Genomic DNA, 15,655 nt, shown 5'->3' on the forward strand with positions numbered 1-15,655 from the left:
TTTTAAACATGACTGATTCGTATCTCTACCCGGTGACTTGCGGGTTTGTGACGCTCGCCTAGGACTCCCGCGGCCTGAAATTCTCGATCACCCTGAGCAGCACCCGCGCGCCGGCGTCGGCATCGTCGAGTTCGACATGCTCGTCCGGGTGATGGCTGATGCCGCCCCGGCAGCGGACGAAGATCATGCCGACATCGGCGATGTCGATCATGGCCATGCCGTCGTGCCCCGCTCCGCTCGGCAGCTCGAACACGGAGAGACCTTCCGCAGCGATCGCCTGCGCGATCTGCTGCTTCAACCAGGGTGCGCAGGGCGCGGTGCGGTTCTCGTGGGTGACATCGAGCTGGAGTGCCAGTTGCCTCCGCTTCGCGATCGCCTCGATCTGGCGGACGACGTCGGCAACCGCGCGCTTGCGGTGCATGTCGGTCGGCGCGCGCATGTCGATGGTGAACGACACTTCGCCCGGAATGACATTGGTCGCGCCGGGCCTCGCCTGGATGTAGCCGACGGTGCCGACCAGGCCGCCCTCGTCGGTGCGGCAAAACTGCTCGATCGCGCCGATGCATTCGGCAGCGCCGGTGAGCGCGTCACGGCGCAGCGCCATCGGCACCGTGCCGGCATGCCCGGCCATGCCGGTCAGCCGCGCGGCAAGCCGTGTCGCGCCGGCGATCGCGGTGACCACGCCGACAGGCAGGTTCTGAGCTTCCAGTACCGGCCCCTGCTCGATGTGCAATTCGAGATAGGCGAGCAGCTCGCGCCGGGCCCGTGCGGCCGCGCCGATGTGATCGGGATCCAGCCCAAACTGAACGAGGGCATCGCGCATCGACACGCCGTCGCGGTCGCGCGTGTTCAGGACGCTCTCGTCAAAGGTGCCGGCCACCGCACGGCTGCCGAGCAGGGTCGAGGCAAACCGCACGCCCTCCTCGTCGGCGAAGCCAATGACCTCGATCGCGAACGGCAGGCGCTTGCCGCGGCGGCTGAGATCGGCGACGCAGGAGATCGCGGTGATCACACCCAGCGGCCCATCCCATTTGCCGGCATCGCGCACGGTGTCGTAGTGCGAGCCGAGCATCAGGCAGGGCGCGCCCGGTCGCTCTCCTTCATACCGGCCACAAACATTGCCGATGGCGTCGAGATGCGCGCTCATGCCGGCCTCGCGCATCCAGCTCAAGATGAGGTCCGCGGCCCTGCGCAACTCCTTGCTGAGGAAGATGCGGGTGAGTTTTTCGGGCTCTTCCGAGATCGCGCCGAGCTCGTTGATCCGGCGAACGATCTCCTTGCCGAGCGATGCATCGTGAACGGTGATACCAGCGCCCATCTCGGCGAGCTTTCCATCTTCTGAGGACACGGCGGTCCTGACGACAATCGATACAAGTTCGGTGCCAGCGAAAATCCTCCGGCACCGTCCCAGTCAGCGCGTGGTTAGCATGAATGCGCCGCGTCGGCCGACCGTCCGGGCCGGTCATGCACATGCAGGAGCTGGTTAAGGCTGCTCAACTCCACTGCATACAATCCAAAGACATTGCCCATAAATTAATCTGCCACTTTCCTCGCCAAACTCTTGGCGCCGATTATACCTTATATATTTCAGTCACTTGTATGGAATTGCACTCTTCATAGCCTCTGGCACGAAGCTTGCGACATCTGATCCCGGCTCCGCCAGGCCGGCGCAGCCGCGAGATCAAGGCGGGGCATCCGCCAAGGGGAGCGAGCAATGGATTCTGGCAGGATTTCACGACGTCATTTGTTGCAGGGCGGCGCGGCCCTCACCCTCGGTGCGGCAGCGGGCCTCCGCCCGGCCTTCGCGGCCGAGACCACCATCGGCTTCATCTATGTCGGCTCGCGCGACGACTATGGCTACAACCAGGCGCATGCGCAGGGCGCGGCGGCACTGAAGAAGATTCCCGGCCTCAAGGTGGTCGAGGAGGAGAAGGTGCCGGAGACCGACGCGGTCGAGAAGACGATCGAGTCCATGATCAATCTCGACGGCGCCACCCTGCTCTTCCCGACATCGTTCGGTTACTACAATCCGCACATGATCAAGATGGCCAGCAAGTACCCGAAGCTGCGCTTCGAGCACTGCGGCGGCCTCTGGAGCGACAAGGATCCCAAGAACGCCGGCAGCTATTTCGGCTACATCGACGAAGCCCAGTACATCTCGGGCATCGTCGCCGGCCTGACGTCGAAGAGCAGCAAGCTCGGCTTCGTCGCGGCCAAGCCGATTCCCCAAGTGCTGCGCAACATCAACGCCTTCACGCTTGGCGCCAAGTCCGTCAATCCGAAGGCCACCACGCAGGTGATCTTCACCGGCGACTGGTCGATGCCGGTCAAGGAGGCCGAAGCCACCAACAGCCTGATCGATCAGGGCGTGGACGTGCTCACCTGTCACGTCGATGGCCCCAAGACCATGGTCGAGAACGCCGCGCGGCGCGGCGCCTTCGTCTGCGGCTATCACACCAACCAGTCGGCACTGGCACCGAAGGCGTATCTCACCGGCGCCGAGTGGAACTGGGAAGCGCTCTATCCGAAGTTCGTCAAGATGATCGCCGCCGGCGAAGGCATCCCGAATTTCTACCGCGGCGGTCTGAAGGAAGAGATCGTGAAGGTCTCGCCCTACGGCGAAGCGGTCTCGGCCGAAGCGCGCAAGGCGGCCGACGAGGCCAAGGCAAAATTCCTGTCGGCAGAAGGCTACGCCATCTTCAAGGGCGGCCTCGTCGACAACAAGGGCAAGACGGTGATCCCCGCCGGGACCGACCGAGGCCAGAAGGATCCTGAGCTGGAGAAGATGGACTATCTGGTCGAAGGAGTGATCGGAGCCACTTCGTGACCACGGAAGCGGCGGATTCTACGGACGCGGTCGGGACAGTCGCCCCGGCCGCCGATCCCGGCTTCCTCCAGCGTCACGGCGGCACGATCGAATATGTCCTGATCCCGGGCGCGGCGCTGATCGGCGCGCTCGCGGTGTTCGGCATCTTCGTCGCGATGTTCGGCAAGAACCCGCTCGATCTCTATTTCTACATGTATTACGGCGCGTTCGGCACCTGGTTCTCCTGGCAGAACACACTGACGCGCGCAGCGCCCCTGATCCTCACCGCACTCTGTACCGCGCTGCCGGCGCAGCTCGGCATGGTCATCATCGGCGGCGAAGGCGCGCTGCTGATCGGCGCACTGTCGGCGACCAGCGCAGCGCTCGCGCTTCAGGGCATGCCGCCGGTCGTCGTGCAGATCGCCATGATCTGCGCCGGCGTGATCGGTGGAGGCTTGTGGATCATGGTCTCCGGCGGCTTGCGGCAATATCGCGGCGTCAACGAGACCATCTCGAGCCTGCTGCTCGTCTACATCGCGCTCGCGATCCTCAACCATCTCGTCGAGGGGCTGATGCGCGATCCCGCCAGCCTCAACAAACCGTCGACGCGCGAGATCGGCGCCGCCAACATGATCGGCTCCATCCCCGGCACCGACGTGCATTGGGGTCTCGTCTTCGGCCTGATCGCCGCGATCGCCTCTTACGTCCTGATCTATCACACCGTGTTCGGCTTCGCCGCGCGTGTGGCCGGCGGCAACATCCGTGCTGCGAAGATCGTCGGCCTCGGCGTCAGCAAGCTGATCCTGACTGTCTGCTTCCTCGCCGGCGGCGCGGCCGGTCTTGCCGGCATGGTCGAGGTCGCCGCCGTGCAGGGGCGCACCAACGCCAATCTCGCAGCGGGCTACGGCTTCACCGGCATTCTCGTCGCCTTCCTCGCGCGGCAAAATCCACTCGCCATCATTCCCGTCGCGATCCTGCTCGGCGGTATCAGCGCCAGCGGCGGCCTGCTGCAACGCCGCCTGGGTTTGCCCGACGCGTCCGTGCTCGTGCTGCAGGGCATCATCTTCGTCTTCGTGCTCGCCAGCGATGCGCTTTACGGCCGCATCGGATTCCTGAAAGGCAAGTCCTGATGGCAGACGGATCGATCGGACTCTGGACCGTCCCGCTCGCCGTACTCGGCGGCGCCATTCGCGTCTCCACCCCGTTCCTGTTCGTGAGCTTAGGGGAATGCATCACAGAGCGCGCAGGTCGCATCAATCTCGGCCTCGAGGGCACGCTGGTGATGGGCGCGATGAGCGCCTACGGCATCTCCTATGTCACGGGATCGCCATGGCTCGGGGTGCTCGCCGCCGGCATCACCGGCGCGCTGTTGGGCGCACTGCATGCCGGCATCTGCTCGCTGCCGCGCGTCAACGACGTTGCGATCGGCATCGCCTTGATGCTGTTCGGCACCGGCCTTGCCTTCTATCTCGGTAAGCCATTGATCGAGCCTACCGCACCACGGCTGCCCGCCATCGACTTCGGCTGGTGGAGCGACATCCCGCAGGTGCGCGCCGCGCTGCGCATCAACGTGCTGTTCCTGATCGGCGTAGCACTTGCACCGATCCTCTATTGGGCCTTCCGCACCACGCGCTGGGGCCTGCTGATCCGCACCGCCGGCGAGAGCTCGGATGCCGCCCGCGCGATGGGCCATTCCGTGCTGCTGATCCGTCTGCGCGCCACCATGGTCGGCGGCTTCCTCGCCGGCATCGGCGGCTCCTTTCTGTCGCTGTTCTATCCCGGCAGCTGGAACGAGGGCCTTTCCTCGGGCCAGGGCATCACCGCCGTGGCGCTCGTGATCTTCGCGCGCTGGGACCCCCTGCTCTGCCTATGGGCCTCGCTCGCCTTCGGCGGCGCCGCGGCGCTGGGACCGGCGCTGCAATCGGTCGGCGTCACCTCCGGCTACCACCTCTTCAATGCCGCGCCCTACATCCTGACGCTGGCGATCATGATCATCACCTGCTCGCCGAAGCGAACGCTGACTGGCGCACCCGCCGAACTCTCGATCACACGGTAACACGCACGAGGTCGTCCATGCCCGAGCGCTACATCAAGTCCGAGCCCTACGCCTGGCCTTACAATGGTGATCTCCGCCCCGAGAACACCGCGCTGATCATCATCGACATGCAGACCGATTTCTGCGGCGTCGGCGGCTATGTCGACAAGATGGGCTATGACCTCTCCCTGACGCGGGCGCCGATCGCGCCGATCAAGAAACTGCTGACGGCGATGCGCGCCCAAGGCTTTCACATCATCCATACCCGCGAAGGCCACCGCCCCGATCTCTCCGATCTGCCCGCCAACAAGCGCTGGCGCTCGCGCCAGATCGGCGCCGGTATCGGCGATCCCGGTCCGTGTGGCCGCATTCTGGTGCGCGGTGAACCCGGCTGGGACATCATCGAGGAACTGGCGCCGCTGCCGGGCGAGCCCATCATCGACAAACCGGGCAAAGGCTCGTTCTGCGCCACGGATCTGGAGCTGATCCTGCGCGTCCGCGGCATCGAGAACATCGTGCTATCAGGCATCACCACCGACGTCTGCGTCCACACCACCATGCGCGAAGCCAACGACCGCGGCTTCGAATGCGTCCTGCTGCATGATTGCTGCGGCGCGACCGACAAGAGCAACCACGACCATGCACTCAAGATAATCAAGATGCAGGGCGGCGTGTTCGGCGCCGTCTCGACCTCGGATGCCTTCATCGGAGCGATTTCGTGATCATCGGCGAAACGCCACCGCCGTCGGGTGCCTTCGGCGTCGACGTCATCGCCATGACCATGCGCTTCGGCGACTTCCTGGCGCTGGACAATGTCGAGCTGAAGGTGCGGCCCGGCTCGTTCCACGCCCTGCTCGGCGAGAACGGTGCCGGCAAGTCGACCCTCGTCAAATGCATCATGGGCTATTACCACGCCACCGAGGGCGACATCATCGTCGGCGGCCGCGAGCAGGCCATCGCCAATCCCAAGGATGCCCACGCGCTCGGCCTCGGCATGGTCTACCAGCATTTCACGCTGGTGCCGGCCATGACGGTTGCCGAAAACCTCGTGCTGGCGCGCGACGATGTTCCGGCCGTGGTGAACTGGCCAAAGGAGATGAAGGAGCTCGAAGCCTTCCTGGCGCGCATGCCCTTCAAGGTGCCGCTCTCCGCAAAAGTTTCCGACATCTCCGCCGGCGAGCGGCAGAAATGCGAGATCCTCAAGCAGCTCTATCTGAAACGGCGCTTCCTGATCCTGGACGAGCCGACCTCGGTGCTGACGCCGGCGGAAGCGGATGAAGTGCTCGGCATGCTCCGCGACATGGTGGTCAGGGGCGAGCTGACCATCCTGATGATCACGCACAAGTTCCGCGAGGTCATGGCCTTCGCCGACGAGGTCACGATCCTGCGCCGCGGCAAGCTCGCCGGCGCCGGCAAGGTCGCCGAGCTGACGCCGGATGCGATGGCGCGCACCATGATCGGCGCCGAGGAGCTGACGGTGCAGCCGCCGCGCACCGGCGAAGCCGGACAGGCCAGGCTGGAGCTGCGAAAGCTCCGCGCCCTCGACGATGCCGGCGCCGTTGCCGTGCACGATGTCTCGCTCACAGTGCGCGCCGGGGAGATCGTCGGCATCGCCGGCGTCTCCGGCAACGGCCAGCGCCAGCTCGTCGAGGTGCTGGCCGGCCAGCGCGAGGCCGAGAGCGGCGATATCCGCGTCGCCGGCGATCCCTATCACGCCAGGCGCGAGGAGATGCGGCGCCACAGGATGTCGCTGCTGCCCGAGGAGCCGCTGAAGAACGCCTGCGTCGGCGGCATGAGCGTCGCCGACAACATCGCCTTCCGCGAATTCGACCGGGCGCCCTTTGCAAGTGGCGGCTGGTGGCTCAATCGCAGCGCCTTCCGCAACGACGCCAGGAAGAAGATCGGCCAGTACAAGATCAAGACGCGCACGCCGGATACGCCGATCTCGGCACTGTCAGGCGGCAACGTGCAGCGCGCCGTGCTCGCCCGCGAGCTCGGCGGCGACGTCGAAGTGCTGATCGCGGCCAATCCCTGCTTCGGCCTCGACTTCGCGGCGGTGGCGCAGATCCACGCCGAGATCATGGCGGCACGCAACCGCGGCGCGGCGGTGCTGCTGGTCAGCGAGGATCTCGACGAATTGCTCGAACTCTCCGACCGGCTGGTGGTGATGTTCCACGGCGAATTCGTGTATGAAGCACGCACCAGCGAGGCCGACCTCACCGTGGTCGGCCGGCACATGGCGGGTCATTGATCGCGGAGGAGCGATGAGCAAGGCAACCGAACGCGACAGACAGTTCTTGCGTTTGTCCTTCGCGGTCGCCCGGCGCTCGCTCACCCATGGCAACCACCCCTTCGGCTGCATCGTCGTCGATGCCGACGGCAAGGTGCTGATCGAGAGCGAGAATGGCTACATGCCCGATCACGACGGCACCGCGCACGCCGAGCGCCTCGCAGCCACCCAGGCCTGCCGTACGCTCGCCCGCGATGTGCTGGCCAAGGCCACGCTCTATTCCTCGGCCGAGCCCTGCGCGATGTGCGCCGGCGCAATCTACTGGGCCGGCATCGGCCGCGTCGTCTATGGCCTCAGCGAGCACCGCCTGCGCGGCGTCACCGGCAACCATCCGGAGAACCCGACGCTGGACCTGCCCTGCCGTGAGGTCTTTGCCAGCGGCCAGCGACCGACGGAGGTCGTCGGGCCGCTACTCGAAGACGAAGCCGAAGCGCTGCACGACGGCGTTTGGACGAAGTAGCTATTCCAGCAACCGGTCTCGTAGGGTGGGCAAAGGCGCCCTTGCGCCGTGCCCACCATCTCAATGCAAACGAAGCAGAAGTGGTGGGCACGCTTTCGCTTTGCCCACCCTACGATTCCGCGCCAAGACGCAGAATGACGCCGCGCATCTCTGCGCGACGTCATCCACCTGGAGATCTTCAGTCGATCAGAACTTCACGGTGATGCCACCATAGACCGTCGACTCGGTGCAGCTCTTGGTGCTCTGGCCGGTCGCGGCGATGGTGCAGACGCCGGGCATGGCGTTGTGGTCGAGGCCGAACTTGTTCTGCCAGTAGCGGTAGGCGACCCAGAGGTCGACGAAGTGCGAGTACTTGTCACCCCAGACCGCCTTCGAGGCGTCGAAGGTCAGGCGGATCGGTTCGCTGTTCAGCTCGGTCTTCGAAGCGGTGGAGAAACGGCCGACGCCCGAGAGCGCAGGCAGACCGTTGGAGTCGCCTTTCGGGCCATACCAACCGGCGCGGCCGCTGATCGACCAGAACTGCATGTTCGGCGGCAGGAAGCCGAGGTCCATGTAGTAGTTGATTTCGACGGCCCAGGTCGGACGATAGCTGACGTTGCCGTCCGAGTTACAGGTCACGCCCGGCACGCCCGGTCCGAACAGGCCGCACTGGGTGAAGGCGTTGTGGTTCAGGAATTCGTAGTACATCAAGGGCGCGACGTTGAAGTAGCCCTTGTAGGGAAGGTCGAAGGCGAACTGCAGACCGGCGACGACGTCGCGCTTGGCCGGCGCAAGGAAGTTGTTCTCGGTATTGCCGTCCATACCGACTTCGAACGAGATGTTGTGCAGCGGCCCCATGGTGAAGGCCTTGGTGTTGAATAGCTCGTTCCAGCCGAAGGTCGAGCGGAACAGGCCGTAGATCTCGGTCGCGCCGGCGCAGTCCGCGGCACCGCCGGTAATGGTCACGCCCGGGGCGACGCAGGGGCTGGCGGGATCGTTCTTACCCGACTTGAACATCGAGATGGTGAAGAAGTTGGTGCCGTAAGCCCACAGATCGAAGTGGGTGAACGAGTAGACCTGCTTGGGGGTGGTGCCGTTGATGGTGCCGTTGGGATTGACGCTCCACATGCCGGGGTCAGTGCCCTTGGGCATCCAGGAGAACGACACGCGGTTGTCGATCACCAGGAAGAACGGGAGATCGGGCGCCTTCTTGGCAGCCTTGACCGGCAGATCCGCCGCGTGAGCCCAGCCACCGATGGCCAGCGTAGCAAGTGACAGCGCCGTTGCTGCAATTGCCTTGAAACGAAACGACATCCTGAATACCCCCAAGTTTGGACACGTAAAAATGAACGCCCTTGGGTGCGACACTTGCGCCGATATTCCGGAGTGAGAAGCCTCAACTTTTTTCAAGGCATGCCGCTTGTTTCGGCAGTGGCCGACGTCTCCCTTCGGGATTTTGAGTGGCATTTGCGGGCCATGCGCATTGTCACGCTGCGATACGCGGCCGGCCATTGCCAGACATTCCCATTTGATTTTGTTCGCATTTCGTGTCGAACGAACAAGGCGGGCCGAATTGCCGACGGCGCATGATGCGGCGATCCGACATTGCATACGCGTTCTGGCGCGATTTTGCTCAGCGTCAGGTCAAGGCTGCACAGTGGGTTCCGATTTGGTTTGTACCGTCACAAATTTGCAACAGGCGTCACGCGCGAGCACGGCCCTCACCGGGCAATCCTGAAGTGCTCGAGCACGACCCGCGCCCGGCGAGAGCCACGACTCGCCGACACCACCCGCCTGCCGAAGCGTTGAGCAAGGGATGACGCTTTTTCACACCTTACGCGGCGGTTCAAACTAGCCCACTATTGAGGCACTTCACCCCATGCAAGCGCATCAGCGAATGTTAGATCCGACGCCTAACGGCCTGCATTCCGGCGAGTCCCCGTTGCTTCAGACGCTCGGGCTCAGCAAGCGCTATGGCGATTTCCTCGCCAACGATTCCATCGACCTCGACATCTGGCCGAAGGAGATCCACGCCCTGCTCGGGGAGAACGGCGCCGGCAAGTCGACGCTGGTCAAGGCGATCTACGGGCTGATCCAGCCCAGCGCCGGCGAGATTCGCTGGCAGGGCGAACGAATCGTGCTGTCCGGTCCGTCCGAAGCGCGCAGCCGCGGTATCGGCATGGTGTTCCAGCACTTCTCGCTGTTCGACAATCTCACGGTCGCCGAGAACGTCGCGCTCGGCCTCGATGGGAAGGAATCCTTCAAGGATATGTCGGCGCGGCTGGAGCAGGTGTCGAAGACTTATGGCCTGCCGCTCGATCCCAGGCGCGAGGTCTGGCAATTGTCGGTCGGCGAGCGCCAGCGCATCGAGATCGTCCGCGCCCTGATGCAGGATCCGAAATTCCTGATCCTGGACGAGCCCACCGCGGTGCTCACGCCGCAGGAGGCCGACCAGCTTTTCATCGTTCTGGAGCGCCTCAAGGCCGAAGGCCGCGCCATCCTCTACATCAGCCACAAGCTGGAGGAGGTGAAGCGCCTCTGCGACACTGCAACGATTCTGCGCGGCGGCAGGAAGGTCGAGACCTGCAATCCCAGGCTCGAGACCGCAGCTTCGCTCGCCCGCATGATGGTCGGCGGCGAGATCAAGGAAGTGAAGGCTCCCGCCGGCCGGCAGACGACGGTGCCGCGTCTGGTGGTCAACGATCTCTCGCTTGCGCCGGGCGAAGCGCATGGCGTGCGGCTGGAGCACATCTCGTTCGAGCTGAAGGGCGGCGAGATCCTCGGCATCGCCGGCGTCGCCGGCAACGGCCAGGACGAGCTCTTTGCCGCGCTCTCCGGCGAACGGCTGTCCAAGGATCCCGGCACCGTGGTGATCGAAGGCATCGCCGCCGGCCATCTCTCCATCACGCAGCGGCGCAAGCTGGGCGCCGCCTTTGTGCCCGAGGAGCGGCTCGGTCACGGCACCGCGCCACGCATGAAGCTGTCGGAGAACGCGCTGCTGACCGGGCATGCCGCCAGCGGCATGGTCAATCACGGCTTCATCGACACAGCAGCTATGCTGAAGACCGTCGACCGCGCGACCGAAACATTCGACGTGCGCAAGGCAAAGCGCGATCCGGAAGCAGCATCCCTCTCCGGCGGTAACTTGCAAAAATTCATCGTCGGACGCGAGATCCTGCGCAATCCGGCGGTGCTGGTGGTGAGCCAGCCGACCTGGGGCGTCGACGCAGGCGCCGCCGCGGTGATCCGCCAGGCGTTGCTCGATCTCGCAACCGCCGGCGCCGCCGTGCTGGTGACCAGCCAGGATCTCGACGAGCTCGCGGAAATCGCCGACCGCATCGCCGTGATGTTCCACGGCCGGCTCTCGGCCCCGCTCGCAACAAATGAGGCGACGCGCGAAAAGCTCGGCCTTCTCATGGGCGGCAGCAGCCTGGAGCCGAAGGAGGCCGCCCATGCAGCTGGTGCTTGAGAAGCGCGCCGAGCGCTCCGGCACGATCGCGCTGGTCTCGCCGCTGATCGCGATCGGCCTGACGATTGTCACCATGACCATCCTGTTCGCGATCCTCGGCAAGAATCCGCTGCTCGCACTCCACGCCTATTTCATCGCGCCTCTCACCGACGGCTATTCGCTGCAGGAGATCGCGGTGAAGGCGACACCGCTGGTGATGATCGCGATCGGCCTGTCGCTCTGCTATCTCGCCAATGCCTGGAACATTGGCGCCGAAGGGCAATTCCTGATCGGCGCGGTGGCCGGAAGCTGGATCGCCGTGAAGACGCAAGGCACCGACGCCGGGGCCTGGGTGCTGCCGGCGATGCTGGTGCTCGCCGCCGCCGCAGGCGCGCTCTATGCACTGATCCCGGCGATCTGCAAGGTGAAGTTCGGCGCCAGCGAGATCCTGACCAGCCTGATGCTGGTCTATGTCGCCGATCTCTTTCTCGACTATCTCGTGCGCGGCCCCTGGCGCGATCCGCATGGCTTCAATTTCCCGACCACCGCGGAGTTCGATCCGGTCGCAACCGTTCCGCTGCTGATCGAAGGCGGGCGGCTGCACCTCGGCTCCATCATCGCTCTGCTCGTCGTCGCGGCGGCAGCGATCCTGCTCGGGCGCACCATCAAGGGTTTTGAGATCCGCGTGGTCGGCGCCGCGCCGCGCGCAGCACGGTTTGGCGGCTTCAACGCCAACCAGCTGATCATCCTGACCTTCGCGGTCTCCGGCGCGCTCGCGGGCCTTGCCGGCATCATCGAAGTCGCGGGTCCCGTCGGGCATCTCCAGCCCGGCATCTCGCCGGGCTACGGCTTTACCGCGATCATCGTCGCCTTCCTCGGCCGGCTGAATCCGCTTGGAATACTAATTGCAGGCCTTTTTCTCGCACTGACCTTTATCGGCGGCGAGCAGGCGCAGATCGCGATGAAGATCCCGTTGGATGTCACCAAGGTGTTTCAGGGCATTCTGCTGTTTTACGTGCTCGCCTGCGACTCCCTCATCCTCTACCGCTTCAAGCTGGTGTTCCCGAACCGACAGGTGGCCCGTGGAACTGGTTGAAGCCATCATCCTGGCGGTGCTTGCCGCATCGACGCCGCTCCTGATTGCGGCGACCGGCGAGCTCGTGACCGAACGCTCCGGCGTGCTCAATCTCGGTGTCGAGGGCATGATGATCGTCGGCGCTGCGTGCGGCTTTGCCGGCGCGTGGCTGACCGGCTCGGTTCTGACCGGCGCACTGTTTGGCATCGTTGCGGGCATGCTGATGTCGCTCGTCTTCGCCCTGATGGCGCTCGGGCTCGCCGTCAACCAGGTCGCGACGGGTCTTGCGCTGACCATCCTCGGCATCGGTCTCTCCGGCCTGATCGGCGCCGGCTTCGTCGGCGAACGCATCACGCCGGCCGTGCACCTCTACATTCCCGGCCTCACTGACATTCCGCTGATCGGCCGCGTGCTGTTCGGCGAGGATGGCTTCGTCTATTTCTCCGTCGCATTGATCGTTGGCGTCTGGTGGTTCCTGTACCGCACGCGGGCGGGATTGATCCTGCGCGCGTGCGGTGACAACCACGTCTCCGCGCATGCGCTCGGCTATCCCGTGCTGCGCATCCGCACCTTCGCCGTGATGTTCGGCGGCGCCTGCGCCGGGCTTGCGGGCGCCTATCTGCCGCTCGCCTATACGCCGTTCTTCATTCCCGGCATGACTGCGGGGCGCGGCTGGATCGCGCTGGCGCTGGTGGTCTTTTCGTCATGGCGGCCGGGCCGGCTCGTGGTCGGCGCCTATCTCTTCGGCGCGGTGACGATCCTGCAATTGCACGCGCAGGGCTGGGGCGTCGGCATTCCCTCGCAATTCATGTCGGCGCTGCCTTATCTCGCGACCGTCATCGTCCTGGTCCTGCTCTCCCGCGCGCGCACCGGCGGCTCGACCGCGCCGGCCGCGCTCGGCACCGTGTTCGTGCCTGACCGCTGAGTTTCATTTCCGCGGCATGCGCGATGGGGCGCGCACGTTGCGGATCGTGGCTTTCCCCTGATGTTTGGAGATTGATGATGAGGAAATCACTTCTTGCGCTGACTGCCGGGCTTTTGCTTGCCGGGAGCGTCAGTGCAGCCTCCGCCGCCGACAAGCTGAAGGTCGGCTTCATTTACCTGGGTCCGATCGGAGACCTCGGCTGGACCTACCAGCATGACGTCGGCCGACAGGCGCTGGTGAAGGAACTGGGCGACAAGATCGAGACCACCTATCTCGAGAACGTGCCTGAAGGTCCCGACGCCGAGCGCGCCATCGAGCAGCTGGTCCGCGCCGGCAACAAGCTGATCTTCACCACCTCGTTCGGTTACATGGACCCGACGCTGAAGGTGGCCAAGAAGTATCCGAACGTGCATTTCGAGCACGCCACCGGCTACAAGCGCGACAAGAACATGTCGACCTATTCGGCCAAATGGTACCAGGGCCGCTACATCCAGGGCCTGATCGCGGCCAAGATGTCGAAGTCGGGCGTGCTTGGCTATATCGGCTCGTTCCCGATTCCCGAGGTCGTTTCCGGCATCAACGCGACGATCCTGGCGGCGCAGACCATCAACCCGAACATCAAGGTCAAGATCATCTGGGCCAACACGTGGTTCGATCCGGGCAAGGAGGCCGACGCCGCCAAGGCGCTGATCGACCAGGGCGCCGACGTCATCATGCAGCACACGGATTCGCCGGCCGCCATGCAGATCGCCAGCGAACGAGGCAAGCTCGCCTTCGGCCAGGATTCCGAGATGATCAAGTTCGGCCCGAAGACCCAGCTGACCTCGATCCTCGACACCTGGGGCCCCTACTACATCGAACGCGTCAAGGCCGAGCTCGCCGGAACCTGGAAGTCCGAGGACACCTGGGGCGGTCTCGACAGCCACATGTTCGCGATGGCGCCCTATACGAACATGCCCGACGACGTGAAGAAGATGGCCGAGGATGCCCAGGCCGCGATCACCGCGGGCAAGCTGCATCCGTTCAAATGCCCGGTCATTGGGCAGGACGGCAAGGAGGTCGAGTGCAAGGGCGGCGCCAATCTCGCTGACGGCCAGATCCTCGGCATGAATTTCTACGTGAAAGGCATCGACGACAAGCTGCCGGGCAAGTAGCACGCTTCTTGCATTGCCCAGATCACCTGCTCCTCCCGGAGGAGGTTCGGAGGGGGTGGCCAGAAGCACCCGGCACTTGTGGTCGCCCCCTCTTTCAATTTTCGGCCTGATTATCCCGCCTGCATGGCCCGCGCCGCCGAACTGTGGCGGCGGATGAGATCGGCGACATCCAGGCCCGGGATCGCGCCGTCGATCACCGCCCATTTTCCTGCCACCATGACCCGGTCGGCCCGATGCGCCCCGCACAGCACCAGTGCGGCCAGGGGATCGCCATGGCCGGAGAAGCGCAGCTCGTCGAGCTTGAATAGCGCCAGGTCCGCCGCCTTGCCGACCGCGATCTCGCCGAGCTCGGGACGGCCGACGCAGGCTGCCGAGCCCTTGGTGGCCCAGCGCAGCGCATCCTTGTGGCTGACTTTCGTCACTCCGTAACGCGCCCGTTGCAGCAGGAAGGCCGCGCGCACCTCCTGCATCAGGTTCGATCCGTCGTTCGAGGCCGAGCCGTCGACACCGATGCCGATGCCGACGCCGGCCTCCTCCATCTCGCACACCGGGCAGCAGCCGGACGCCAGCAGCTGGTTGCTGCAGGCGCAATGGCTGACGGTCGTGCCGGCCTTGCCGAGCCGCCTCATCTCGTCCGGATTGAAGAAGATTCCGTGGGCGAGCCAGGTCCGCGCATTGAGCCAGCCGCACTGCTCGAGATAATCGAGTGGGCGGCAACCATACATCTCTTGGCAGAATCTGTTCTCGTCCTCGGTCTCGGCGAGATGGGTGTGCAGGCGCACGTCGAGCTTGTCGGCGAGATCGGCGGTGGCGCGCATCAGCGACGTCGTCACCGAGAACGGCGAGCACGGCGCCAGCGCGATCTGCACCATCGCATCCGCGCCGCGCTGATGATGCTTGGCCACCACGCGCGCGCTGTCGGCGAGGATGATGTCCTCGTCCTGCACGACGCTGTCGGGCGGCAGCCCGCCGTCGCGCTGCGACAGGTTCATCGAGCCGCGCGTGAGCAGCACGCGCATGCCGAGCCGCTTTGCAACACCGACCTCGATGTCGACGGATTCCTCGAGCCCCGCCGGGAAGACATAGTGATGATCCGTCGTGGTGGTGCAGCCCGACAGCAGCAGCTCGGACATCGCCACGGTAACGCCGAGTTCCAGCCGCTCCGGCGTCAGCTTCGCCCACACCGGATAGAGCGCCTGGAGCCACGGAAACAGCTCGCGGTCCATTGCCGCGGGCAGCGCCCGCGTCAGCGTCTGGTAGAAGTGATGATGCGTGTTGATGAGGCCCGGCAGCACGGCGTGCTCGCCCGCGTCGAACACCGCGACATCCGTGGTTGCAGGCGTGCCGCCGGCCGGCACGAGCTCGACGATCCGGCCATCCCTGATCACAACTCCGCGCTCGGCGCCGTCGGCGAGGATGGCCAGCGGATCCCTGATCCAGATCGGCTTTGCGTCGCTCATGGCGTTGCTTCTCCTCACATCGG

The 15,655-nt window shown here is 64.9% G+C and carries 13 protein-coding genes; 10 read left to right on the forward strand and 3 right to left on the reverse strand.

Annotated elements, in window-relative coordinates; translation table 11 throughout:
* Positions 1-58: 58 nt before the first annotated feature.
* Positions 59-1,318: an allantoate amidohydrolase gene (locus ACVJ19_RS38390; protein ID WP_453955290.1), complete on the reverse strand. Its 1,260-nt coding sequence runs from the start codon at positions 1,316-1,318 to the stop codon at positions 59-61.
* A gap of 396 nt (positions 1,319-1,714) precedes the next feature.
* Here ACVJ19_RS38390 and ACVJ19_RS38395 point away from each other — a divergent pair, with 396 nt between their 5' ends.
* Genes ACVJ19_RS38395 through ACVJ19_RS38420 form a run of 6 tightly spaced genes read left to right on the forward strand, consistent with a single transcriptional unit; the run spans position 1,715 to position 7,591 of the window.
* Positions 1,715-2,827 (forward strand): BMP family ABC transporter substrate-binding protein, encoded by a 1,113-nt coding sequence (locus tag ACVJ19_RS38395; RefSeq protein WP_453954219.1) that lies wholly within the window; start codon positions 1,715-1,717, stop codon positions 2,825-2,827.
* A complete protein-coding gene (locus ACVJ19_RS38400) occupies positions 2,824-3,936 on the forward strand; it encodes an ABC transporter permease (protein WP_453954220.1) in 1,113 nt (370 codons plus the stop codon). The genes ACVJ19_RS38395 and ACVJ19_RS38400 overlap by 4 nt, the downstream gene beginning before the upstream one ends.
* Entirely contained in the window at positions 3,936-4,862 is a 927-nt protein-coding gene (locus ACVJ19_RS38405) for an ABC transporter permease (protein ID WP_453954221.1), read from the forward strand. Before ACVJ19_RS38400 ends, ACVJ19_RS38405 begins: the two co-directional genes overlap by 1 nt.
* 17 nt (positions 4,863-4,879) lie before the next feature.
* Positions 4,880-5,563, forward strand: a complete 684-nt coding sequence (gene biuH / locus ACVJ19_RS38410) for a biuret amidohydrolase (RefSeq protein WP_453954222.1) — start codon at positions 4,880-4,882, stop codon at positions 5,561-5,563.
* The gene (locus tag ACVJ19_RS38415; protein ID WP_453954223.1) at positions 5,560-7,092 is read left to right on the forward strand and encodes an ABC transporter ATP-binding protein; all 1,533 of its coding nucleotides are present in this window, start codon (positions 5,560-5,562) and stop codon (positions 7,090-7,092) included. The genes biuH and ACVJ19_RS38415 overlap by 4 nt, the downstream gene beginning before the upstream one ends.
* Before the next feature lie 13 nt (positions 7,093-7,105).
* Complete coding sequence (locus tag ACVJ19_RS38420) at positions 7,106-7,591, forward strand: nucleoside deaminase (protein WP_453954225.1); 486 nt, start codon at positions 7,106-7,108, stop codon at positions 7,589-7,591.
* Positions 7,592-7,777: 186 nt separating this feature from the next.
* Here the strand turns inward: ACVJ19_RS38420 and ACVJ19_RS38425 are convergent, their stop codons facing one another.
* On the reverse strand, positions 7,778-8,884 hold the full coding sequence (locus ACVJ19_RS38425; protein ID WP_453954226.1) for a hypothetical protein: 1,107 nt from the start codon (positions 8,882-8,884) through the stop codon (positions 7,778-7,780).
* A gap of 583 nt (positions 8,885-9,467) precedes the next feature.
* On the opposite strand from ACVJ19_RS38425, the gene ACVJ19_RS38430 reads away from it, so the two are divergent.
* From ACVJ19_RS38430 to ACVJ19_RS38445, 4 genes are all read left to right on the forward strand, one after another.
* Positions 9,468-11,039 (forward strand): ABC transporter ATP-binding protein, encoded by a 1,572-nt coding sequence (locus ACVJ19_RS38430; RefSeq protein WP_453954227.1) that lies wholly within the window; start codon positions 9,468-9,470, stop codon positions 11,037-11,039.
* Positions 11,023-12,114: an ABC transporter permease gene (locus tag ACVJ19_RS38435; RefSeq protein WP_453954228.1), complete on the forward strand. Its 1,092-nt coding sequence runs from the start codon at positions 11,023-11,025 to the stop codon at positions 12,112-12,114. The genes ACVJ19_RS38430 and ACVJ19_RS38435 overlap by 17 nt, the downstream gene beginning before the upstream one ends.
* Positions 12,101-13,018: an ABC transporter permease gene (locus ACVJ19_RS38440; protein ID WP_453954229.1), complete on the forward strand. Its 918-nt coding sequence runs from the start codon at positions 12,101-12,103 to the stop codon at positions 13,016-13,018. The genes ACVJ19_RS38435 and ACVJ19_RS38440 overlap by 14 nt, the downstream gene beginning before the upstream one ends.
* Before the next feature lie 77 nt (positions 13,019-13,095).
* A complete protein-coding gene (locus ACVJ19_RS38445; RefSeq protein WP_283025033.1) occupies positions 13,096-14,172 on the forward strand; it encodes a BMP family ABC transporter substrate-binding protein in 1,077 nt (358 codons plus the stop codon).
* Positions 14,173-14,282: 110 nt separating this feature from the next.
* Here the strand turns inward: ACVJ19_RS38445 and ACVJ19_RS38450 are convergent, their stop codons facing one another.
* A complete protein-coding gene (locus ACVJ19_RS38450; RefSeq protein ID WP_453954231.1) occupies positions 14,283-15,632 on the reverse strand; it encodes an 8-oxoguanine deaminase in 1,350 nt (449 codons plus the stop codon).
* Positions 15,633-15,655: the final 23 nt, after the last annotated feature.

Source organism: Bradyrhizobium sp. USDA 376, from assembly GCF_054063675.1.

What these genes read in the sequence shown, in the direction of transcription:
- ACVJ19_RS38435 (WP_453954228.1), top strand. Translation starts at nt 11,023, where the DNA reads ATGCAGCTGGTGCTTGAGAAGCGCGCCGAGCGCTCCGGCACGATCGCG.
- ACVJ19_RS38390 (WP_453955290.1), bottom strand. Translation starts at nt 1,318, where the DNA reads ATGGGCGCTGGTATCACCGTTCACGATGCATCGCTCGGCAAGGAGATC.
- ACVJ19_RS38430 (WP_453954227.1), top strand. Translation starts at nt 9,468, where the DNA reads ATGTTAGATCCGACGCCTAACGGCCTGCATTCCGGCGAGTCCCCGTTG.
- ACVJ19_RS38420 (WP_453954225.1), top strand. Translation starts at nt 7,106, where the DNA reads ATGAGCAAGGCAACCGAACGCGACAGACAGTTCTTGCGTTTGTCCTTC.
- ACVJ19_RS38395 (WP_453954219.1), top strand. Translation starts at nt 1,715, where the DNA reads ATGGATTCTGGCAGGATTTCACGACGTCATTTGTTGCAGGGCGGCGCG.
- ACVJ19_RS38445 (WP_283025033.1), top strand. Translation starts at nt 13,096, where the DNA reads ATGAGGAAATCACTTCTTGCGCTGACTGCCGGGCTTTTGCTTGCCGGG.
- ACVJ19_RS38425 (WP_453954226.1), bottom strand. Translation starts at nt 8,884, where the DNA reads ATGTCGTTTCGTTTCAAGGCAATTGCAGCAACGGCGCTGTCACTTGCT.
- ACVJ19_RS38450 (WP_453954231.1), bottom strand. Translation starts at nt 15,632, where the DNA reads ATGAGCGACGCAAAGCCGATCTGGATCAGGGATCCGCTGGCCATCCTC.
- ACVJ19_RS38405 (WP_453954221.1), top strand. Translation starts at nt 3,936, where the DNA reads ATGGCAGACGGATCGATCGGACTCTGGACCGTCCCGCTCGCCGTACTC.
- biuH (WP_453954222.1), top strand. Translation starts at nt 4,880, where the DNA reads ATGCCCGAGCGCTACATCAAGTCCGAGCCCTACGCCTGGCCTTACAAT.